Here is a 20,595-nt window from a genome sequence, read left to right on the forward strand (position 1 = left end):
TCTGTTGTATTTTTCCGGTACATATCGGTGCCATTATGCAGAGTTTTCCCGATGTGTCTTATGGTTCTCTTGATGCGTTAACCCGCTTTGATGATGTGGTGCTCGCGCTCATTATTTTGTCGGGCATCGGGGGATTCGTACGGGGCATTGCCACCGAAATATCGGGTCTATTTTCTTGGGTCATGGCCATCGTGATGACGAATCGCTTGCACATGATGTTTGAGCCTTATTTGGCGCCGTATGTACATGATGTATGGCTGTTGCAGATTTTTAGCGGTATTCTTGTTTTTCTGGTGACCCTTCTGTTCTTGGCGATGGTAGGGCGTAAGATTGCGGGTATCGCCCGTGTTGGGCTGTTGAGTGGTGCCGATCGTCTTCTGGGGTTTGGGTACGGTCTTTTCCGTGGGTATTTAGTCATCGTCACACTATGTTTGATAGGGGGGGCTTTTTTTGGGGCGACCACCTCTTATCTGATGCAAGGAAGTCTCACAGCGCCGTATATTGTTGCCGGAGAGACGCGTCTGGTAGGATATCTGCCCTTATCATGGCGTTCACATCTTGCATCCTCGGCAACAAGCAGTCATGACGCCCCGTGAGATCCGTCTAGTGGAAAGGCTACGCTGCAATGAACCTGAACGAAACATCCAACCGCCCTTATGAAGAATGTGGCGTGTTCGGCGTTTGGGGCGTTCCGGACGCTGCGGCGTTGACTGCCCTTGGCTTGCATGCGTTGCAGCACCGTGGGCAGGAAGCGGCGGGCATTGTGTCCTTCGATGGAGAGCGCTTTCACCAGCATAAGGGGCTTGGCCTTGTTGGTGATGTGTTTGGCGATAGCCGCGTTATCGCGTCATTGCCGGGGCCGGTGGCCATTGGCCATAACCGTTACGCGACGACGGGTGGCACGCATGTTCGTAACGTACAGCCACTTTATGCTGATTATGAGTTCGGTGGTTTATCCGTTGCGCATAATGGTAACCTGACGAACTCAGCGACGCTGAAGCAGGCCTTGGTTAAGCGTGGCTGTATTTTCCAATCAATGACAGACACAGAAGTGTTTATTCATTTGATTGCGATTTCGCTCTATTCAAATGTTTTGGATCGTTTCCTTGATGCTGTGAAGCAGGTTAAGGGGGCGTATTCTCTCATTACCTTGACGCCGAATGATGGGCTGATTGGTATGCGGGATCCGCTCGGTGTGCGGCCGCTGGTGTTGGGCCGTCTGCCGGGTCATGAGGCGGGGAATGGCGGCTGGGTTCTGTCATCAGAAACCTGTGCTCTGGATATTATCGGCGCGGATTACGTGCGCGATATTGAGCCGGGCGAAGTTGTGGTGATTGATGAGCACGGTATTCGCTCGCTTCATCCATTTGGTGACCAAGGGGCACGTTTCTGTGTGTTTGAGCATATTTACTTTGCTCGCCCAGACTCTGTGTTGGAAAATGTTCCGGTTTATGAAGCGCGTAAAAAGATCGGCGCTGAATTGGCTCTGGAAAGTGGGGTTGAGGCCGATGTTGTGGTGCCTGTGCCGGATTCCGGTGTACCATCCGCCATTGGCTATGCCGCGCAAAGCAAAATCCCTTTTGAGCTTGGGATCATTCGCAACCATTATGTTGGCCGTACCTTTATTGAGCCTACGGATCAGATCCGTAATTTGGGCGTAAAGATGAAGCATTCTGCTAACCGGGCTGTTCTGGCTGGTAAGCGTGTGATTTTGGTGGATGACTCCATCGTGCGTGGTACGACGTCTCGTAAGATTGTGGATATGGTGCGTGCGGCGGGTGCATCAGAAGTGCATATGCGGATTACGTCACCGCCGACCAAGCACCCTTGTTTCTATGGGATTGATACGCCTGAAGAGAGCAAGCTGATGGCGGCGAACCATACGGTTGAAGAAATGGCAAAAGCGATTGGCGTAGAGAGCCTCGCCTTTGTGAGCTTTGATGGTTTGTATCGGGCGCTGGGTCACTCGGGGCGTGATGAAGGGGCAACCCGCTATTGTGATGCGTGCTTTACGGGCGATTACCCAATTTCATTGGTCGATAAGGAAGGCAACCTGGTCAGCTAAACGCGCTGGGCGGTTATTTTTGTTCTACCATAGGTTCGGGTTACCCGGAGTATTGGACTGCCGCGCTGGTATAGGTGCGGCAGTTTTTGTAAGAAAATATAGAAGGCGCTGCGCGTCGTGATGGTGTAACGGGCTGTGTTGGGGGGGAGGAGCACAGGGGGGGTGAACGATCATTTTTGAAGCGTTTTCACGACGTCTTAGTACTGTGATTGTGGCTTTCCCATTGAGAAAGGGGCCTTACCTAGGGCTTACATATGAAAGTCGTTCGGGTAAGTTTCGCGTTGTTTCCGGTCGTTGAAAACAAATTTTTGACGAAATACTCTCTTTAAAACTACTCACAACTCCGCCAAATCAAGGTTGATTACGAGCGATCCACAGGCCTTAAAATTTTATGCGTAAGCTCTGAGCCCTCACCATTGCCACATAGGGGTTGAAGCGGGGTCGTGCGGTATGTTCTTGCGCGGAGGGGAGCGGTTTATTCGGGTGATGTGTTTAAGGGCGTGCTGAGGGTGGCTGATCAGGCGGACTGTCAGTGTGTATAGCTCATGGTGCTATTGAGGGGGCAGGCGTTTTTCGATTTCTCTTGCGCCAGAAATAATTTCTAATGTTTGGGCATGCGCGATGAGGAGTAGGCCATAATGCTGTATGGCACCCGGGCGATAAATAGTTCTTGGTCGTACTGTGTGGGGGGAGGAAGAGAGTGTTGTTGAACATCAATGAGGGATGTCGACGAGGCACTCTTTCCTAGTCTTGGGGTTTAGGGTGCACTCGGCAGCGTGTAGTATTTTGGCGTGAGAGAAAAGCGGAAGAAGGCTTTTAGCTTCTTCCGTTTCGGTTCATATTGCCTTTTAGTGTGTGTTTGTATTTATCCAACTTTGTACGTCGGAAGAAAAAGCGTGACGGCTTTCTGGCCGTAGATACAGCATGTGCCCGCCTTGGTAGAGATGCAGGGACACGCGATCAGAGCCGACGGTCAGGTGATCTTTCATCCAGTGCGCCGTGCCGAAGGGGCAGGCGAGGTCATAATAACCATTCGCGACGAAGATGCGCAGGGATGGGTTGAGGGCAAGCAAGCGATTCAGAACCGGGATTTGGTGAACAGGGCTTGGGCCACCGTCGCTCCATTTCCAGCTTGCATTGACGGACATAGAGAGAAGGTCATAGGTCAGTGGAGTGTGGAAGCCGAGTGCGCTGGCTGCATAGCCTGAGAAGGCATTGCCGTATGCTCGCCCAAAGCCAAACAGCGTAGGGTCTGGGCTTTCATCTAAGCCATCTGCCGCCGGGTCTGCGATGGTTTGGGTGTAGTCATACAAGCCATGCAAGCGACCATCGATGGACATGACATCATGAGAGCCAATGGCAGGGATGCCGTGTTGGCGTGCAATGACGCTTTCTGGCAGGCCCGTGCGTGTCGCGACATCGTGGTAAAAAGCGGTGTCATTATCCGTAATCTTGCCAGCGACTTTGGTGAGGTAGGTCGTCATAGCCCACTGGTAGGCAGCATCAGCCGTTTGAGGGGTGGTGCTGGGGCTTTGATGTGCGGAGATGAGTGTGGGCAGCATGAGGGCTGCGGAGAGGGGGTTATCTTCTGTATCTAGCAGCGGCATTTCGATGGCGGGGGAGAGCATGACGAGCCCATCGAGCAGTGTATTTTGCTCAAGTTGAAGTGCATTTGCCACTTGGATAGCGCGAATACCGCCATAGCTTTCGCCGACGAGATAGTGGGGAGATTCTTGGCGGTTGTTATTAGCAATCCAAAGCTGGATGACTTTTGCAAAAGCGCTGGCATCTTGCTTCACACCATAAAATTCACCAGCAGCTTTTGCTGGGTCGGTCGGTCGTGAATAGCCGGTGCCGATGGCATCAATGAAGACCATGTCGGTTGTTGGCAGCCAGCTATCGGGGTTTTCACCGAGTGTTGCGTGTGCGCCGTCTGTTGGGTCTTTGCTCGGCATAGTGAGGGCAACGGGGCCAGCAGCGCCGAGGTGCAGATAAGCGGTGCCACCACCAGGCCCGCCGTTGAAGAAGAAAGAAACGGGGCGTTTGGCTGCGGTTGCACCGTCTTTTGTGTAGGCCACGTAAAAGACGCGGGCTGAAGGTGCGCCGTTTGCGTCACGCAAGGTCAGGGTGCCCGCATGTGCGGTGTAAGCGATGGAGCCGTAGTGATGTTTGGTGGTGCTATCTGCCGGGAGCAGCGCAGCAATACCCGTAAAATGGTCGTCTGGCTGTGCAGAGGGGGCAGGCTTTGGTGCGGTGTCTGCGGCGCTGATTGTGGCCGCGCTGCTGAGAAGGGCGCAGCCGAGGAGGGCTGCACGGAGTGGAAAGCGCATTAGAGCAAAATCCTGAGGTGGTTATTCATAAAGTTATATTATTACGAATAACCACGCTCATTGCGAAAGCGCTATGGATTCAAGGTAAAGTTTTTGTAATCAAACTTTAGGTGTGACGCGGATATTCGGTGCCAGCATGTGCCGTGGATCGGCGACGCGGTCATAGTCTTCTCCGGTCATAACACCGAGGGCCAGTGCGGATTCACGTGGGCTGTTGCCAGTTTCCACGGCATGATGCGCGACTTTAGAGGCTGCATCATAGCCAATGGCCGGAGACAGTGCTGTCACGAGAACCAAAGAGCGGTCTAGGTCTTGTTTCAGGCGTGTTTCGTTGGCGCGGATGCCTTCAACCAAGAAGCGGCGGAAGTTTTCAGAACCATCATTGAGCAAGGTGATGCCTTGCATGACGTTGTGAATAATGAGCGGCTTATAGACATTCATGTCCAGCATACCGCTCGCCCGCCCATGCCCAACTACGACGAACATCATTGCTCATGACTTGCAGCGTGAGCATTGCCAAGGCCTCGGCTTGGGTTGGATTGATTTTTCCGGGCATGATGGAGGAGCCGGGTTCATTTTCCGGCAGATGCAGTTCGCTTAAGCCTGCGCGGGGGCCGCAGGCGAGGAGGCGAATATCATTCGCAATCTTGAACAATGCGCCGGCTGTTGTGCGGAGACAGCCAGAGAGATGCACGAGGGCGTCATGTGCGCCTTGAAGGGCAAATTTATTCTCGGCGGCGGTGAAATTGATGCCCGTTTGTTCGGCCAGTGCCGCGCAGGCACGCTGGTCAAAGCCGGGGTCTGTATTCACGCCGGTCCCGAGGGCTGTTCCACCGAGGGCGAGGGGAAGCAAGCCATCACGCGCGGCTGTGAGGCGTGCGATGTTGTCCGTGAGCATGCCTGCATAGCCGTGCCATTCTTGGCCCAATGTGATGGGAACGGCATCTTGCAAATGGGTGCGGCCTACTTTGACGAGGTCTTTCCACTCTTCAGCTTTAGCGGCAATTGCATCCCGCAAGCGTGTCAGAGCAGGGATAAGGCGGTGCTCTACGCCGAGGACGGCGGCAACATGCATGGCAGTGGGGAAGTTACAATTGGTGGATTGCCCCATATTGACGTGGTCATTGGGGTGCAGAGGTGTTTTGCTGCCTAAAGGTGCACCTGCAATTTGGCTGGCGCGGTTGGCGATGACCTCATTGACGTTCATGTTGAACTGTGTGCCTGATCCGGTCATCCAGACGCGCAATGGGAACATGGCGTCGTGCTGGCCAGCAACGATTTCATCACAGACGACATGGATGAGCTTGGCGCTTTCCGTATCTAGTCGGCCGCTTTGTGCATTGGCCGTCGCGCAGGCTTGTTTGACCAAAGCATAAGCTTCGATCATTTCAGGCGGCATGAGATCTCGGCCGATGCTAAAATACTGCAATGAACGCTGTGTTTGCGCGCCCCAGAGAACGTTTTCTGGCACATTTACCGGGCCCATGCCGTCCGTCTCGGTACGGTATCCAACTGTCGTCATCGTTTTATTTTCCCTTCACCTTTGAACCAGCGATCAACACCAAAGCGGACATGGGCATAAAAGAAACCGACGCCGATGCCTATGAGCGCGAAAAGAACGGTCCATAATGAAAAGGGGCGTACAAGCAAAGAGACACCGGGCAGCAAAACGCAACCGCCAACCATGCTGCTGATCACTTCAATCTTGCGCGGGCCAAAATGCCGCTCTGCACCGCAGGATGTGCAATAATCTGCGGTACTGCGCAGGGGAGCGCGGCACAGTGGGCAGGGTATGACAGCAGTGCTGTTAGGTCGCATCACGGGGCGGTTGTATCCTTACTGTTGTTCACCAAGGTCATGTTCACCTTCAGCGACCCGTGCTTCTGCTGCCATGCGCCATGAGGCATCATGTGGGGCTGCGGCAAGGGCACGCCGATAGAGGCTGAGTGTATCACGATTGATGTGACCGTCGCGTTTTACCATAGCTTCGGCAAGGCTGAGGGCTAATTCTGGTGAGAATTGTGTCTGGAGTGCAGCTTGCCAATCGGCAATTGCAGCGTTGGTTAGGCCGGAGCGGAGTTCGACCTGCCCCAGAAGCGTGTGGCCCGGAACGTAAGATGGGCTTTCGGGCGGGAAGGTAGCGACTGAGGCTTGTAACTTCTGGATGAGTGCCATTGTGTGCGGGTCTGGTGCAATCCCACGGGAGGCAAGGGGTTGGGGTGGTAAGGCTGGGTGGCCGTTTGAAATATACAGAATGCCCGCGCAGACGGGGATGCTGATTCCAAGGAGCAGGAAGGGGAGAAGCCGCCGTTTTTGTATGGTTGAGGCGGTAATACTGTTGTCAGTGCTGCTATCCGCAGCAAGGAGGCGGCGTTGGATTTCAAGCTGTGCGGCTGAATAGTCAGACCCCGTGACGAGGCCGAGGTGCTTATCACGATCAAGTTCGGCTAACTGCCCACGATACAACGCGAGGGCCGATTGACGTGCGCCAACGCGGAGTTGTGCCCAACGCAGGCCGACCATGACAGGGAGCAAAGTGATGAGGGTGATGAGCAGAAAGCTGATCCAACTCATGATTGATTCTCCCGGGTAAGCATGGCGAGGCGTGCGCGTTCGTCTTCGGTTAAGTCATTGCTGGGTGTTGCGTTATTGCGATGGCGGAACTGCCACCATGCCAGCCCGATGCCACTGAGAAGGGCAAGGCCCGGCATGATCCAAAGGAGGGCGGTGGTGATGGACAATGGCGGGGAGAGGCGAATGAACGTGCCGTAGCGGTCTGTCATCCACATCATGATTTGTTGGTCTGTTTTGCCCGTTTCGACCTGTTCACGCACAACGCGGCGGAGGTCACGCGCGAGGGGGGCGCTGCTATCCTCGATGCTCTCATTTTGACAGACGAGGCAGCGCAGCTGTGCACCAATGGTTTCTGCACGTTGTTCTTGTGCCGGGTTTGGCAGCATTTCGTCCGGGCTATCAACAGCAAAGGCTACCCCCACAGCGCTGATGCTGAAGGTTAGGGCGCAGAGAAGGGAGAGGTGTTTTTTCATCGGTAAGGCGCCAGAAGGGGGCGGATTTCCGCGTCAAAAAGCTGGGGGGTGAGGCCGGAAGCATTGTGCCATAAAATGCGTCCTCCCGGTGCTATGAGGAAACTTTCAGGTACGCCGGTGACGCCCCAATCAATGGCGGCACGTCCGTTTTGATCGGTGGCAACGCGGGCATAAGGGGAGCCATCACGGTGGATGAAGGCCGTGGCATCTTCTGGTTTATCTTTATACGCAATGCCCCAAATGGGGATCTCTTGAGCGATGATACGTAACCCCGGCATTTCGGCCACGCAGGGAATGCACCAAGATGCGAAGAAATTGAGCAAAATGGGTGTGTGCTGGCTTTGTAGCTCTGAGGCATTGAAGCCGGTGGTTTGATCGGCGTTAGCCCCGGATGCTGGAAGGCCGGGGAGGGAAAAATGAGGTATTGGGTGGCCAAGCTGGGGTGTATTGACCGCACGGGGGTCAAAGCCGCCATTTTGCATGCCGTGCAGCATCCGCCAAAACCCGAAGCCTAAGGCGCTAGCCCCCACAATGGGGAGAGCCGTCAGGAGTTTACGCCGTGATGTCGTGCTCATGATGTTTTCTCCGCAAGGGCTGTTGCGCGGCGTGGGGCACCGATGCGTAGGCGGCGGTCAGACAGCGAGAGGCCACCCCCAATAGCCATAATCAGCGCGCCGAGCCACATCCATGGGGCGAGAGTGTTGTTGTGCAAACGCAAGACATAGGTTGTGTTCGCACCTGTGCCTTGTTGGTCACCGATGACGCCGTAGAGATCACGTAGGAAATTGGTGTGAATGGAGACCTCGGTTGTGGTTTGATGCTGTGAGGTGAAATCTCGCTTTTCAGGGTGCAAAATGGTGATGACATGCCCGTTATGGCTGATGGTGATGTCGGCTCGTAGGGCATTATAATTCGGGCCGCGCAGATGGCGGATGTTCGTTAAGGTCCAATCATCCCCGGCGAGGTGGGTTGTATGTCCGATGGGGACTTCAACAATGGCGTGCTGTGCGCTGGACATGCCACTCAGGCCGAGAACCGTAATACCCGCGCCGATATGGGCCAGTGTAGCGCCCCATGAGGAGCGTGGGAGTGAGCGCGCGCGTGAGAGCACGGAACGGAGAGTGCCGCCGGGCAGGCCGAGGCGGCGCGCCATATCCGCGATGGATGCCGCGATAACCCAAACAGATAAAACACCACAGGCGATGGGGAGAATGCCTGAGAAGTGCCACCAGCAGAGCGCTAACCCGACGAGGGTGAGGGGAATGGCTGTACGCAAATGAGCAAAGCTACGGGGGAGATGCGCACGTTTCCACGGTAGGGCGGTGCCGAGGCCCATGGCCAGCAAGAGCGGGAGGGTTAGCGGGATAGTGGCTGCATCAAAAAATGGTTTGCCGACGGAGATGGTCCGCCCGGCGAGGAGTTGCATAAAGGGCGGGTACATTGTGCCCGTGACGACAACGGCACAGATGGAGCAGAGCAGAATATTATTGAGCACCAAGGCGCCCTCACGGGAGACGGGAGCAAACAAGCCGCCCGCCGTGAGGGAGGGGGCACGCCATGCGAACAGGCTGAGTGAACCACCAATGACGATGGCTAAAAGTGCCAAAATGAACACGCCGCGTGCGGGGTCATTGGCAAAGGCATGCACGGAATTCAGGATACCGGACCGGACGAGGAAGGTGCCGGAGAGTGAGAAGGAGAAGGTGGCGATGGCGAGCAATACCGTCCAGATCTTTAGGCCTTCTCGCTTTTCCACCACGATGGCGGAATGTACGAGGGCCGTTCCCGTGAGCCACGGGATAAGGGAAGCGTTTTCCACCGGGTCCCAGAACCAATATCCGCCCCAGCCGAGGACGTAGTAAGACCACCATGAACCGAGTGCGATGCCACAGGTGAGGAAGGCCCAAGCCGCGACGGCCCAAGGGCGCACCCAGCGACCCCATGCGGCGTCAACGCGGCCTTCAATAAGGGCGGCGACGGCGAAAGCAAACGGCACAGCAAAGCCGACATAACCCGTGTAGAGAATGGGTGGATGAAAGGCGAGGCCAGGGTCTTGCAGCAAGGGGTTCATGCCTTGCCCGTCCATAGGCGCGGGGTATAGCCGCTCAAAGGGGTCTGAGGTCAGCAGGCAGAAAAGCTGAAAACCAGCAGACACACCGCCAAGAATGGCAAGGACACGGCCGCGTAAAATATCGGGGAGGTTGCGCCCAAAGAGAGACACAGCACCACCGCACAGGGCCAAAATTAAGGTCCAGAGGAGGACGGAGCCTTCGTGGCTGCCCCAAACGCCGGTGATTTTATACAGGAGGGGTTTGGCAATGGCGGAGTTTGCTGCGACGTTTTGGACGGAAAAATCATCGTGTACGGCGCATAAAATCAGGCTGAGAAAAGAGAGGCTGAGCGCAATAAGTTGGCCAACGGCTAAAGCTGGTGCCAGTGCGACCAAGCGTTGATGTTTGGCGCTATGAGCCGCCCAGAGCGGTATAGCGCATTGGAAAACGGCTAAGACGCAGCCAAGGGCGAGGGCAAAGTGCCCTTCTTCAGGTCCAAAAAACATGGGTCGTTAACCTCCCGTTTTTGTATTTTTGTGGGAGGAATCCTCGGAGGAGGTCATCGTGTTCCAACTTGCCGCATCTGGCGCTTTGCCAAAGCGTGGATCCCATTTCCCTGTGCGGCGCAGTTCTTCAGCCACTTCTTTGGGCATATAGGTTTCATCATGCTTGGCGAGGACTTCGCTGGCGGTGAAGGCTCCACCACGCTCTACGGTGCCAAGGGCGACCACACTTTGTCCCTCACGGAAGAGGTCAGGCAGGATGCCAGCATAGCTCACGGTGATGGCGGCCTGGCCATCGGTAATTTGGAATTCATTGACGGGTGTATTGTGTACCACAATCCGGTGCAGTGATCCCGCTACGACCATACCACCAAGCCGGATGGTGCGGTCTGGGCTTGGTGGGTGCGCTCGAACCTGTGATGGTGCCATGAAAAACACGATATTGGAGGAGAAAGCGCGGAGCGTTAGGCCAGCAGCAAGCCCCAAGCAGGCAAGGCAACTGATGACCAGCCAGAGGCGGCGTGTTTTGCGTGTCACGATGCTTCCTCCTGTGTGGTGGTGCGTGTGGCGGCGGGGGAGCGTCGGTGGTCAAGCTGGGCCAGACGTGCGCGGGCACGGCGTAAACGCAACGTGGCCGATACGCCGAGGAAAAGCGCGGTGCCCAAGACCAAGCCGTAAGATGCGACGATATAGTCCCAGTGGTGCGGCAGGGTTATCATAGGGGTGGGGCCTCTGGCAGTTCGGTGGCGTGCGCTGGTGCAGTGTGAGGAGTGGAGATGGATGCTGTACGATTGCGCGAGCGGGTGAGAATTTGCCGGGTGCGGCTCTCAAAAATGCCAGAGCTAATACGGGCAATGATGACCGCCCCAGTGCCGAAGCTAAAGCCGATCGTGGTGATGAGCAAAGGCCAGAGCATGCTCATGGACATGGTGGGGGCGCCGGTGAGGGTGATGCTGTCCGGCTGATGCAGGGTGTTCCACCATTGGACGCTGAATTTGATAATCGGCAGATCAATGGCGCCAGCAAGGGCGAGGATACCTGCCGCGCGTTGTCCACGGGCGGGGTCATCAAACGCACGAATGAGCGTGATATGCCCAAGATAGAGGAAGAACAGCACAAGCATGGAGGTCAGGCGTGCATCCCAAACCCACCATGCTCCCCACATGGGTTTGCCCCATAATGAGCCAGTGATGAGGCAAAGTGCTGTTGCGCACGCGCCGACGGGACCGATCTCAAGGGCGGCAAGGTCGGCTAATGGGTGCCGCCAGACGAGGGATAGCAACCCGCAGATAGCCAGGCTGAGATAACAGGATGAGGCCAGCCACGCTGTTGGGACGTGAATATACATAATCCGAACAGTATCGCCCTGCTGCCAATCGGCTGGAGCGTAAATAAGCCCCCAGATCACGCCGACGGTCAAAAAGATGAGTGCGAGGGCTGTGAAGATCGGAAGGACAATACGGGCCAAGCGTAAGAATTGGCCGGGATTGGCATAGCGATGCAGTAAGCTGGGCGTTGTTCGCACTGTTTCTCTCATCTCCGTTGCGCTAGGGCTTGTTCCAGATAGTCGTTACCGGTTTTTGCGGGAAGAGGTGTGCTGTCTCTTTCTTCCTATGACTGTTATCACAAAATCCGTGATCGGCGGTGGCAGGTTATGTCAGAGGCTTCATGAAGGAGAACGATGCAGTGGCTTATTGGTTGATTAAGTCTGAGCCTGAAGCGTTTTCATGGGCACAGCAAGTTGAGAATGATGTCGAGCCATGGACGGGGGTGCGTAACTACCAAGCGCGTAATAATCTCTCTGCGATGCGCTGTGGTGATTTGGCGTTATTTTATCACTCTGTGAGTGAAAAGCAGATTGTTGGTGTCGTTGAGGTGGTGAAAGAAGCTTATGCGGACCCTACGACGGATGATGCGCGTTGGGTCTGTGTGGACGTGCAGGCTAAAGGCGCTTTTTCAGAGCCGGTGACGCTCGCGGCGATTAAATCCGACCCTGCTTTGGTGGATATGGCGCTGCTGAAGCAGTCTCGTTTGTCCGTCGCGCCGGTAACGGATGATGAGTTTGCGTATTTGACCCGTTTGGGGGCTTGGCACGGCAACAGATAAGGTATCACTGGAACGAGGCTAGCCTCGTTCCAGTGTGTTTGGTTAGTGAATGTCGGATGAATCACCATTTACGAGGAGGTCTGTAGAACCTTTGGTGGTCTGGCCGGCATAGCTGCTGGGTGTGCGGTCGCTCTGATAAGGGGCGATGACAGGCGCGTTAAATTTTACGGGCATGCCGAAGATACTGAAATGAGAGGGCAGATTATTGGGGCCATTTGTGCGCTGCTGTGCGTTGCCGCCGGGTAGGCCGAGTGGTGCGTGGGTGCGGGCTTGTGCGCTGAAATTGCTCAACGTTGCCTCTGTGTCTTCCACTTCTGTGTAGCCATGGGGTGGGGGTGGGGCGCCGCCATCCGGCAGGGCGACTTGCTGTGCCGGTGTGAGGGGTTTTGCTGGGCTATTGTTCAGCATATGCGCAGCGCTGGGGGGAATCTGCGGTAGGGTGCTTGTATTGCCAGCATGATGTGTGTGTGCGGCGTAAGCAAGGCATGGGGCCATACTGAACAGAAGGGCGGTTGCACGGAGTTTTTTGAGAACAGCAGCCCGTATATTTGAGGGAGCGTCCCTGTAAAAAGCGATGGTCATGCTGCCGTCCTTCACTGCGGGATTATTGAGCTTGATTGCCAAGTTTCCCAATACTGTATGAAACCTGCTATCCACTAAACGGTTTCCCGTCCAATAAACAGGAGTTTTGACCGTCATGACTGTAACGAATGGCGCACAGCTTCCGTCTAGCGAATTCGTCTCGCGGGCGCTGGATGGTGAGGCATTAGCCCAATTACAAGCTGTATTGGCGCGGGTTGAACAAGGGCGTGGGACTCTTGTGCGCTTAGCTGACTTGATGGGCGGTGCCGTGGGGCAGGTGACGCGTCTTGGTATGCGTGGCCTAGGGATGGCGCCTGCTGTTCAGCAGCGAATCGAACAAACTGCCGAGAAAGCGTTGCGGCATGCTTTTGACGTCGCGATTGTTGGGATGGTTAAGGAGGGCGAGGTCACGCCCTCTGTGTGGCGTGAGAATGCGAGCCAAGCCGTGGTTGCCGTTTCTGGTGCGCTGGGCGGCTTTGGCGGTGTGTTCGGGTTAGCGCCTGATATTGGCGTAACCACACTGACGATCATGCGCGAGATTGCGCGGATTGCGCGTGAAGAAGGCGAAGACCTGACATCAGAAGACACGCGCCATGCGTGTTTAGAAGTGTTTGCACTGCGGAGTTTCCCATCGCGCAATAGTGGTGAGGAGGGGGAGCTTGGTTTCTTCTCTGCGCGCGCGTTGTTGCGTGGCCGCCCGATTGTCATGTTGATGTCTGAAGTCGCGGCGCATTATGGCATTGGGCTGTCACGCAAATTTGCATTGCAGATGGTGCCGGTTGCGGGGGCTTTGTGTGGTGCGTCTTTGAATGCGGCGTTCTTGTCACATTATCGTGCGTTGGCACGTGCGCATTTTACCATTCGCCGTCTTGAGCGGAAGCATGGTCGTGCTGTGCATGAGGCCGCGGTGGATTTGCACGCGGCAGGCCCGGATTCTTCTGAAGCCTTTTAGAACACTCTGGTTTGAGCCGAATGTTCTGGGGGTTAGGACGTTCGGCTGAGTTTTCTGATCTCAAAGAGTGCGGAGACGAAAAAACCTGCCAGCATGAATTTTCCGAGCAGGAACATAAGGGGGGCAGCGTCCGGTTGGAGGACGCTCATAATGGCGGTGATCAGTGCGCCGGATAGATACACAAAGGCGAGCGGCATCGTGTAGGCTCCATAGTTGTGATGTGGGGAGGGTGGAAACCACGCATGATGCGTATCATATGCCGTGTTCATGGTGCTAGCGCACGATTCCAGGAGTATGGCGACGCATGATTGAAACGCTGTTGGAGCGTTTGACGCCGGATATGCTGCTGCAAGCTTATGCTGCGGGTGTGTTTCCCATGGCTCCAGACCGGGAAAGTCTTGAGTTGTCGTGGTACAGCCCGGAGGAGCGTGGCGTTATCCCGTTGGATGGGATGACGATACCGCGGCGATTGATGCGAACCGTTCGTTCCGGGGCTTTTACCGTAACGGCAGACCGTGATTTTCAAGCGGTGATCAGGGCCTGTGCGGAGCCTGCACCCGGCCGTGAAGAAACATGGATTAGCGAACGCTTGCAGCATCTTTATGAAGCGCTCTTCGCTTTGGGGCATGCCCATTCAGTTGAAGTATGGGACGGTGAGGCGCTGGTTGGTGGTTTGTACGGTGTGTCTCTCGGCGGTGTGTTTTGTGGTGAGAGTATGTTCTCACGTGTGCGTGATGTTTCGAAGATTGCGTTGGTGCATTTGGTTGCCGGGTTAAGGCATGGCGGATTTTGCTTGTTGGATACGCAGTATACAACGCCGCATTTGATGCGTTTGGGTGGGGTTGGTATTTCTGGGCAGCGTTATCGTGCGCTGTTGGAAAAAGCCTTGCCGGTTGAGGCTGTTTGGCCTGAGAATTTTTCATTGGCTGCGCTGCGGTCAGAGATCGAGAGACTTCATCCTTCGGAAGGGATACGTTCATGAAAGCAGCTCTAGACCGATTGAAGCGAACGGCACCGCAGGCATTGCGTCGTGGTGTGTGTGCGGCTGTTATTGGGGGGTTAGGCGCGGGGCAAGCCCTTGCTGCGACGGATGGAGATCATCCGCGCTTGGCACCGATGCGTGATGTGACGGTGGTATACCGCCTTTCGCCACAGACGGTAGGCGCGGTGGGGGCCGGTAAGGATGTGAAAGTTGCCTTTTCAGGCTCGGGCGACTTGGTGCGTATTGATTCTGCTGATGGGCAGGGTGTGACGATTTTGGATCGTCCGCATAATGTGGTCACGTTGATTATGCTGGAGCAGCATCTTTATACGCAACTGCACGCGAAGCAGGGGCTGCATAATCCGTTTTTGCTTGATCTTTCGATGACCTATACGCGCACGGGCCACGATGTGATTGCAGGGGTGCCGTGTGTGAGCTGGGACGTATCGAACACGCATGGCAAGGCGCAAGCATGCGTGACGGATGATGGCGTTATCCTTTCAGAAAATGGTGTGGATGCGGATGGTGCGGAAGGGTCTATTCGTGCTGTCTCTGTAACGTATAAGGACCTTCCAAGCGCGACCTTTGCGCCGCCGGACGGTTTCCATCGTTTGTCTGCTAAGCCCCATGCACCGGGCACGTCATCCGCGGTGGCACCGCCGCCTTCTGCGCCTTTGGTGGATGGTAATGGCACAGTGGTGCCTAATGTAGAGGGTGGGGAGCCGCCGGTGTCGAATGATTCTGTCACGGATGGGACGGTTTCTCAGCCGGATCAGCCACCAAGTCTTTCGGGGAGTGCGCCTGAGGGGGGGCCTTCGCCGAGTGTGGGGGGCGGGCAGTGACATTGTCGGTGAAGTCTTGGTTGGCTTGTGGTGTTTTGTGGTGTGGTCTGGTTGGGCAGGTCGTGGCGCAAGATGCAGGGACAGAAGGGCAAAGTGTTAGCCCACTTTCTGCACCGTATGTGACGCCCAGTGTTGATGCGGATATTGATTACGTCATGAACGGCCCCAATGGAGCAAAACTGCACCAGCGGATGCGTTGGAGTGCGGCTTTGTGGCGTCAGCGTGTTGAGTTGGAAGGTTCGGCCACGGTGATGCTGACCGATTACCGGAATCACCGTTTGATGGTGCTGAACACGGCAGATCATAGCGCGACGGTTGTACCGGCTCCCGGCAGTTCTTTTACGCCACCGGGCGTATCTGCGCCGGGTGTATGGCACCAGATTGGGCCAGCAATGATTGCGGGCCAAGCGTGTACCGTGTGGGAAAGTGGCGATAACGTGAAGCAGCCGACGGATTTCTGTTACACGACAGATGGTTTGTTGCTGGGCGCGACGCAGGGTGGGCGCTTGGTTGTTCAGGCGCATCGCGTGGAGCGTAAAGTACAGGATACGGCTCTTTTTGATCCGCCATTAGGGTATCATCGGCAAGATCAATAATGCTGCGTGCAGGGTGTTTGGTAAGGCATGGAGGGGTGTTACAATTTCTTCCGTTCTTGCCATGATCTGTGTCTTTTTCCGCCATGATCGGGGTGCAGTCTCCTCAAAATTAGGAGGGGCATCAGCAGAGTGATGTCCGGTCGGGCCAAGCGGCGCCAGTATTGCTGGCGGTGGTTTGTGCTCAGGATAACAAGGAGAATGGCCATGCGTCGTTTTGCACGTGCTGCAGTGGCTGCTGTTTCTGTTTTAGCTCTGTCGGGTGTTGTCGCTCCGGGAATGGGTGTGACGCAAGCTCATGCACATGGTGGCTGGGGTGGTGGCCCTTCCGGCTGGGGTGGGCGTGGCCCCGGTTGGGGCGGTGGTCCGCCAATGGGTGGTGGCGGCTGGCATCATCATAACAACACGGGTGCGGTGATTGGCGGCATTTTGGGTGGGTTGGCTGTCGGTGCTGTGGGTGGGGCAATACTGAGCCATCAGGGGCCGCCTCCTGTGATGTACGGTCCTCCGGCTCCGCCCGTCGTGTATGCGCCACCACCTGTCATTTATGGGCCGCCTCCGCCGCCTGTGGTGTATGCAGCACCGCCAACGGTTGTGTATGGCGCGCCGCCGGTTGTGATGTATCGGGGTTATTGATGATTTTAGGGCGCCTTTTCCTTGCTTGGGAAGGGGCGCTCAGGCAATGGTAGCGTATGACTGATACTGTGCTGAAACCGGGTGATCTTGCACCTTCTGTCTCTTTGTCTTTGGCTGATGGGCGCGTGTTGCAAAACGCTGACCTCGCTGGGCAGCCTTATCTTTTGTATTTTTACCCGAAGGCCGATACGCCGGGCTGTACGACGCAGGCATGTGCGATCCGCGATAGTAAAGACAGCTTAGCCGCTTTGGGTGTGACCATTATTGGGGTCAGCCCTGATCCAATCACGAAAATTCAGAAATTTGATACGAAATACACGCTGGGTTTCCCGTTAGCGTCTGACGAAGATCACGCTGTTGCTGAGGCCTATGGCACATGGGTGGAGAAATCCATGTATGGGCGTAAATATATGGGGATGGAGCGTAGCTCTTTCTTGGTGGACAGGGCCGGTGTGATCCGCTTTATCTGGCGCAAAGTGAAGCCAGCGGATCATGTGCGCTTGGTGACAGAGGCTTTGGCGCAGCTTTCGTAAGCGCTGATCGTGTTTGAGTGTCTGGCGTTTTGGTTTGAAGGGTTCTCGCTAGGCTGTTTCTGACGTTGAACCTAGGGAACCGGGGTGCCCGGATTTTTTGAACATGTCCTCCCGTCACAGACATGCGGCGCACTCTTATTATCACGATCTTATAGAGCATGGCCGCCGCTTTCGCGGTGGTGTGCATTTGCCTCGTCATTGGCATGTGGCGCGCTGGGTCTGCCTTGCGCTGATTTTGCCATGTGCGGTCTGTGCCGTGGTTGGCGCTGTATTGGCGTGGCGCTTAGCGCATGGGCCATTAGAGGTAACGCGGGTTTCGCATCTGTTGGGGCCGGTGCCTGTCGTGGGGGGGCGTGTACCGGGGCATCCAGCGGGGCAATTGGCGTGGGAGCGGTTATTCCTTCAGTGGCAGCCGACGCGTGATGGTGTGCCCGCAGGTATTATGCTGGAAGCACATGGCCTGACTGTACGGGGGCTTGATGGGCGCGTTGCTGAAAGTGCGGGTGAGGTTGATACGGTTCTCTCTCTGGCACCGCTCTTGCATGGGGTTATTGCGCCGCGACGGCTGCGGTTACAGCAAACGCATATTGCCCTGCGCTCCATGCCGGGTGGGGCTTTGGAGTTAGATTTACCCCAGCAGGGTCATTCTGGCCGAGGTGTGCCGACGCAGTTAGATCGCCTGGGGGTGTTGGATATTCATGATGTCACCGTGTCGGTGGCGGGGTTATTGCCGGGGCAGATGGTGGTATTGGGGCCGGTTGAAGCACATGGTATTTGCCGTGCCTTATCTGGTGGTGGCTGTGCATGGGTTGGGCGTTGGGCAAGTACCTTGCATGTGGGCGATGTCAGCTCAGATTTTCATGCGGAGGGAGTAGAAAAGGGGCAGATGGGGGCGTGGCATTTTGCAATGACGCCTATTGCGCCATCAGCCCTTGGGTCACTGCTTCCGTTAGCTGGGCAATGGAAACTTCCTGTTTCTTTGGAAGGTGATGCGCTTTTAGTATCACGCGGCTTTGAGGCGCGCCCCGCCCATTTGGCGCTGGCCGTACAGTTGGGTGATGGGCAAGTAGAGCAGGTTCAGGGGGATCCCATTCATGTGGTGAATGGAGGAGCGCACCTTGTTCTGGCTATGGATAAACCCGGTTTTTCAGGGGGGGTTAAAGCCGACATCACGGATGCTTCTATCGTGGTGCAAGATAGCGCCGGTCATGTCACGCATGTGACGGCGGCGGGTGAGGTGACTGCGGATAATGTGCGCGACCCGGTGCATCTGGATGGGCAAGCACATGCGCAGATTGATGCGCTCGATTTAGAGCATCTTAGGACGATTTGGCCTTTACGCTTTATCAAGGGCGCGCGGCAATGGGTGACACGTAACCTAACGTATGGTCAGGGTCATGCGTTGACGTTGGTGTCTCATGTTCATTCGGATCATGGTGTGGATGGTTTGCGCCCGACGGTGATGGATGGTCATTTTACGGCCGATGATGTGACCGTGAATTGGCTGCGGCCGGTTCCTCCGGCGGAGCATGTGGCAGCTGAGTTGCATTTTGATGGGCCAGAGACATTGGTGATTGATGTCGCCCATGGGCAGCAAGGGACGTCTGCCGGTGTGGTAACAATCCCAGATGGTGTGGTGCGGATTGAGCATCTCTATGATCGGGGGCCACCAGCCACCATTGCTGTGCATGTGGCTGGGCCGGTCGCAGGGGTGCAGAATATTTTGTCGCACCCGCGTTTGCATCTTTTAGCAAAACATCCTCTGCCGTTTACGGAATATGCGGGTGCGATGGATGGTCACCTGACGTTGACGATGCCGTTGCTGCCAAATGTGCGAGATGACGCAATGCATGTTGGGGTGCAGGCGTCTTTCCGTGATGTTGCATTAGGCAATGTACTTTTGGGGCGGCGTTTGGATGGGGCGGAAGGTACTTTACAGGCTGATGAAAACCGCTTGACGCTTCATGGTGCCGGCCGTCTTTCTGGGGTGCCGGTGCAAGCGCAAGTGCTGGAAGTCTTTCGGGCAGCAGGGGCGCAAAGTGTGATGCAAGACATCACGGCACATGCGTTGTTTACTCCACAACAAGCCGTGCAAGCTGGCGTGAATATTCCCGGTTTTGTTGCGGGGCAGTCTGCTCTTCAGGCGCATTATGTTCAGACGGCTGATCATCAGGCGGATATACGCTTGGGGCTGGATTTGGCATCTGCGACGGTGGATTTGCCTATGTGGTCGAAACCTGTGGGGGAGGATGCGCAGGTTTCCGCGCATATGGTGCTTTCCGGGAACGAAATGACGGCGCTGGACGGGTTGCAGGCGCATGGGCAGGGCTTGGATGTGGCCGGGCGCGCTTTTACGGATCATGGGCGTGTGAATCGCGTGGTTCTGGAAGGTTTCCGCGTAGGGCGGAGTTTGGGGGATGCTCAGGTGGATTTCCCAGAGGGGGGGGCGCCAATGCGCGTGCATGTGCATGCGGATCCTTTGGATATTATGCCTCTTTTAACACGGCTGAATGATCGTTCTGAGCATCATGCGGAGTGTATAAAGTGTACAGCGCAGCCAGTAACGCATGATGGGTGGTCAGTCGTGCTCGACGCGCCGCATGTTTATTACAGTGCGCGTGGCATGCTCTCGGGGGTTAAGGCACAGATGGAGTTGCGAGATGGGCAGTTACGGTCTGCACGTTTTGCGATGGAAACGCCAAGCCGCGTGCGTGGTGTTCTAGCAGATGCTGGGACGGAGCAGCCTTTGGTTTTGGATATTGATAATCTGGGCGCGTTATTGAGTGGCCTTGGGTTATTTGACCGGATTAGCGGTGGTGTAACCCATTTAGATGGGCGTTTTAAGAACGGTGATCGTGTGTTCGGCAGTGCGGGGGTGGGGCTTGGGTTGCCGCCTTTTACTGGGCATGTGGACGTAGGTGCGTTTGATGTTCTGAAGCCGCCTTTAGGGGTTACAGTCGCGTCAGATCTCTCGCCGTTGCATTGGGCGAGTACGCGTGTGGATCGGTTTACGATTCAGCGTTTTACCAGCAGTCTCGCGCTTTCAGATGGGCAGGTCATGCTGCGTGATGGGGCGATTGGCAATACGGCGCTGGGAGCGACGCTTGAGGGGCAGATCGGTGTTAATGATATGGCTTTAATGTTGGATGGAACGATTGTTCCTTTGTTTGGATTGAATGCGCTGCCCGGGCACTTGCCGGGGGTTGGGCGGCTGTTAAGCCCGGAGAAAAATGGCGGTTTACTGGCGGCGACTTTTCGTGTGCGTGGGCATTTATCGGACCCGGCTCTGACGATTAATCCGTTCTCGATGTTGTTGCCGGGGGCACTGCGTACGTTGGTGCATTAGGGGCTTATCAGGGTATGTGCCTTAAGC

The 20,595-nt window shown here is 55.8% G+C and carries 23 protein-coding genes; 10 read left to right on the forward strand and 13 right to left on the reverse strand.

What is annotated here, in order from left to right; all coding sequences use genetic code 11:
- The first annotated feature begins 35 nt into the window (after positions 1 to 35).
- Both NTH01S_RS08355 and purF read left to right on the forward strand, forming a co-directional pair.
- A complete protein-coding gene (locus NTH01S_RS08355; RefSeq protein ID WP_084367175.1) occupies positions 36 to 596 on the forward strand; it encodes a CvpA family protein in 561 nt (186 codons plus the stop codon).
- Positions 597 to 625: 29 nt separating this feature from the next.
- The gene (gene purF, locus NTH01S_RS08360) at positions 626 to 2,065 is read left to right on the forward strand and encodes an amidophosphoribosyltransferase (RefSeq protein ID WP_068172339.1); all 1,440 of its coding nucleotides are present in this window, start codon (positions 626 to 628) and stop codon (positions 2,063 to 2,065) included.
- An 848-nt stretch (positions 2,066 to 2,913) separates the two neighbouring features.
- Here the strand turns inward: purF and NTH01S_RS08365 are convergent.
- From NTH01S_RS08365 to NTH01S_RS08410, 11 genes are all read right to left on the reverse strand, one after another.
- Positions 2,914 to 4,395 carry a S10 family peptidase gene (locus tag NTH01S_RS08365; protein WP_068172342.1) on the reverse strand — a complete coding sequence of 494 codons (1,482 nt, stop codon included), beginning with the start codon at positions 4,393 to 4,395 and terminating at the stop codon, positions 2,914 to 2,916.
- Between the two features lie 99 nt (positions 4,396 to 4,494).
- The gene (locus NTH01S_RS12235; protein WP_456306300.1) at positions 4,495 to 4,845 is read right to left on the reverse strand and encodes a hypothetical protein; all 351 of its coding nucleotides are present in this window, start codon (positions 4,843 to 4,845) and stop codon (positions 4,495 to 4,497) included.
- On the reverse strand, positions 4,823 to 5,917 hold the full coding sequence (locus NTH01S_RS08370) for a class II fumarate hydratase (RefSeq protein ID WP_456306301.1): 1,095 nt from the start codon (positions 5,915 to 5,917) through the stop codon (positions 4,823 to 4,825). The genes NTH01S_RS12235 and NTH01S_RS08370 overlap by 23 nt, the downstream gene beginning before the upstream one ends.
- Positions 5,914 to 6,213: a hypothetical protein gene (locus tag NTH01S_RS08375; protein WP_245642299.1), complete on the reverse strand. Its 300-nt coding sequence runs from the start codon at positions 6,211 to 6,213 to the stop codon at positions 5,914 to 5,916. Before NTH01S_RS08375 ends, NTH01S_RS08370 begins: the two co-directional genes overlap by 4 nt.
- Positions 6,214 to 6,231: 18 nt before the next feature.
- Positions 6,232 to 6,969, reverse strand: coding sequence for a c-type cytochrome biogenesis protein CcmI (ccmI, locus tag NTH01S_RS08380; RefSeq protein WP_068172349.1), 738 nt, complete (start codon positions 6,967 to 6,969; stop codon positions 6,232 to 6,234).
- Entirely contained in the window at positions 6,966 to 7,442 is a 477-nt protein-coding gene (locus NTH01S_RS08385; protein ID WP_068172353.1) for a cytochrome c-type biogenesis protein, read from the reverse strand. Before NTH01S_RS08385 ends, ccmI begins: the two co-directional genes overlap by 4 nt.
- Positions 7,439 to 8,017, reverse strand: coding sequence for a redoxin domain-containing protein (locus NTH01S_RS08390; protein ID WP_068172356.1), 579 nt, complete (start codon positions 8,015 to 8,017; stop codon positions 7,439 to 7,441). The genes NTH01S_RS08385 and NTH01S_RS08390 overlap by 4 nt, the downstream gene beginning before the upstream one ends.
- Entirely contained in the window at positions 8,014 to 9,999 is a 1,986-nt protein-coding gene (locus tag NTH01S_RS08395; RefSeq protein WP_068172358.1) for a heme lyase CcmF/NrfE family subunit, read from the reverse strand. The genes NTH01S_RS08390 and NTH01S_RS08395 overlap by 4 nt, the downstream gene beginning before the upstream one ends.
- A 6-nt stretch (positions 10,000 to 10,005) precedes the next feature.
- The gene (gene ccmE, locus NTH01S_RS08400) at positions 10,006 to 10,533 is read right to left on the reverse strand and encodes a cytochrome c maturation protein CcmE (protein WP_068172361.1); all 528 of its coding nucleotides are present in this window, start codon (positions 10,531 to 10,533) and stop codon (positions 10,006 to 10,008) included.
- Positions 10,530 to 10,715: a hypothetical protein gene (locus NTH01S_RS08405; RefSeq protein ID WP_068172364.1), complete on the reverse strand. Its 186-nt coding sequence runs from the start codon at positions 10,713 to 10,715 to the stop codon at positions 10,530 to 10,532. The genes ccmE and NTH01S_RS08405 overlap by 4 nt, the downstream gene beginning before the upstream one ends.
- Positions 10,712 to 11,533 carry a heme ABC transporter permease gene (locus NTH01S_RS08410; protein WP_068172368.1) on the reverse strand — a complete coding sequence of 274 codons (822 nt, stop codon included), beginning with the start codon at positions 11,531 to 11,533 and terminating at the stop codon, positions 10,712 to 10,714. Before NTH01S_RS08410 ends, NTH01S_RS08405 begins: the two co-directional genes overlap by 4 nt.
- 149 nt (positions 11,534 to 11,682) lie before the next feature.
- Here NTH01S_RS08410 and NTH01S_RS08415 point away from each other — a divergent pair, with 149 nt between their 5' ends.
- Entirely contained in the window at positions 11,683 to 12,102 is a 420-nt protein-coding gene (locus tag NTH01S_RS08415) for an EVE domain-containing protein (protein WP_068172413.1), read from the forward strand.
- Positions 12,103 to 12,144: 42 nt separating this feature from the next.
- Here the strand turns inward: NTH01S_RS08415 and NTH01S_RS08420 are convergent, their stop codons facing one another.
- Positions 12,145 to 12,684 carry a hypothetical protein gene (locus NTH01S_RS08420; RefSeq protein ID WP_245642295.1) on the reverse strand — a complete coding sequence of 180 codons (540 nt, stop codon included), beginning with the start codon at positions 12,682 to 12,684 and terminating at the stop codon, positions 12,145 to 12,147.
- A gap of 115 nt (positions 12,685 to 12,799) precedes the next feature.
- Here NTH01S_RS08420 and NTH01S_RS08425 point away from each other — a divergent pair, with 115 nt between their 5' ends.
- On the forward strand, positions 12,800 to 13,636 hold the full coding sequence (locus NTH01S_RS08425; RefSeq protein WP_068172371.1) for an EcsC family protein: 837 nt from the start codon (positions 12,800 to 12,802) through the stop codon (positions 13,634 to 13,636).
- A gap of 32 nt (positions 13,637 to 13,668) precedes the next feature.
- Here the strand turns inward: NTH01S_RS08425 and NTH01S_RS11780 are convergent, their stop codons facing one another.
- Positions 13,669 to 13,905 (reverse strand): hypothetical protein, encoded by a 237-nt coding sequence (locus NTH01S_RS11780; protein ID WP_157070919.1) that lies wholly within the window; start codon positions 13,903 to 13,905, stop codon positions 13,669 to 13,671.
- 35 nt (positions 13,906 to 13,940) lie between these two features.
- Here NTH01S_RS11780 and aat point away from each other — a divergent pair, with 35 nt between their 5' ends.
- From aat to NTH01S_RS08455, 6 genes are all read left to right on the forward strand, one after another.
- Positions 13,941 to 14,618 carry a leucyl/phenylalanyl-tRNA--protein transferase gene (gene aat / locus NTH01S_RS08430; protein WP_068172375.1) on the forward strand — a complete coding sequence of 226 codons (678 nt, stop codon included), beginning with the start codon at positions 13,941 to 13,943 and terminating at the stop codon, positions 14,616 to 14,618.
- Positions 14,615 to 15,460, forward strand: coding sequence for a hypothetical protein (locus tag NTH01S_RS08435; RefSeq protein ID WP_157070920.1), 846 nt, complete (start codon positions 14,615 to 14,617; stop codon positions 15,458 to 15,460). Before aat ends, NTH01S_RS08435 begins: the two co-directional genes overlap by 4 nt.
- Complete coding sequence (locus NTH01S_RS08440; protein ID WP_245642297.1) at positions 15,457 to 16,056, forward strand: hypothetical protein; 600 nt, start codon at positions 15,457 to 15,459, stop codon at positions 16,054 to 16,056. Before NTH01S_RS08435 ends, NTH01S_RS08440 begins: the two co-directional genes overlap by 4 nt.
- A 204-nt stretch (positions 16,057 to 16,260) precedes the next feature.
- Entirely contained in the window at positions 16,261 to 16,689 is a 429-nt protein-coding gene (locus tag NTH01S_RS11965) for a hypothetical protein (protein WP_068172425.1), read from the forward strand.
- Between the two features lie 56 nt (positions 16,690 to 16,745).
- Positions 16,746 to 17,222, forward strand: a complete 477-nt coding sequence (gene bcp / locus NTH01S_RS08450; RefSeq protein WP_068172378.1) for a thioredoxin-dependent thiol peroxidase — start codon at positions 16,746 to 16,748, stop codon at positions 17,220 to 17,222.
- A 103-nt stretch (positions 17,223 to 17,325) separates the two neighbouring features.
- Positions 17,326 to 20,568, forward strand: coding sequence for a YhdP family protein (locus NTH01S_RS08455; protein WP_068172383.1), 3,243 nt, complete (start codon positions 17,326 to 17,328; stop codon positions 20,566 to 20,568).
- Positions 20,569 to 20,595 lie beyond the last annotated feature (27 nt).

Source organism: Neokomagataea thailandica NBRC 106555, assembly GCF_001598495.1.
Taxonomy (GTDB): Bacteria; Pseudomonadota; Alphaproteobacteria; order Acetobacterales; family Acetobacteraceae; genus Gluconobacter; species Gluconobacter thailandicus_A.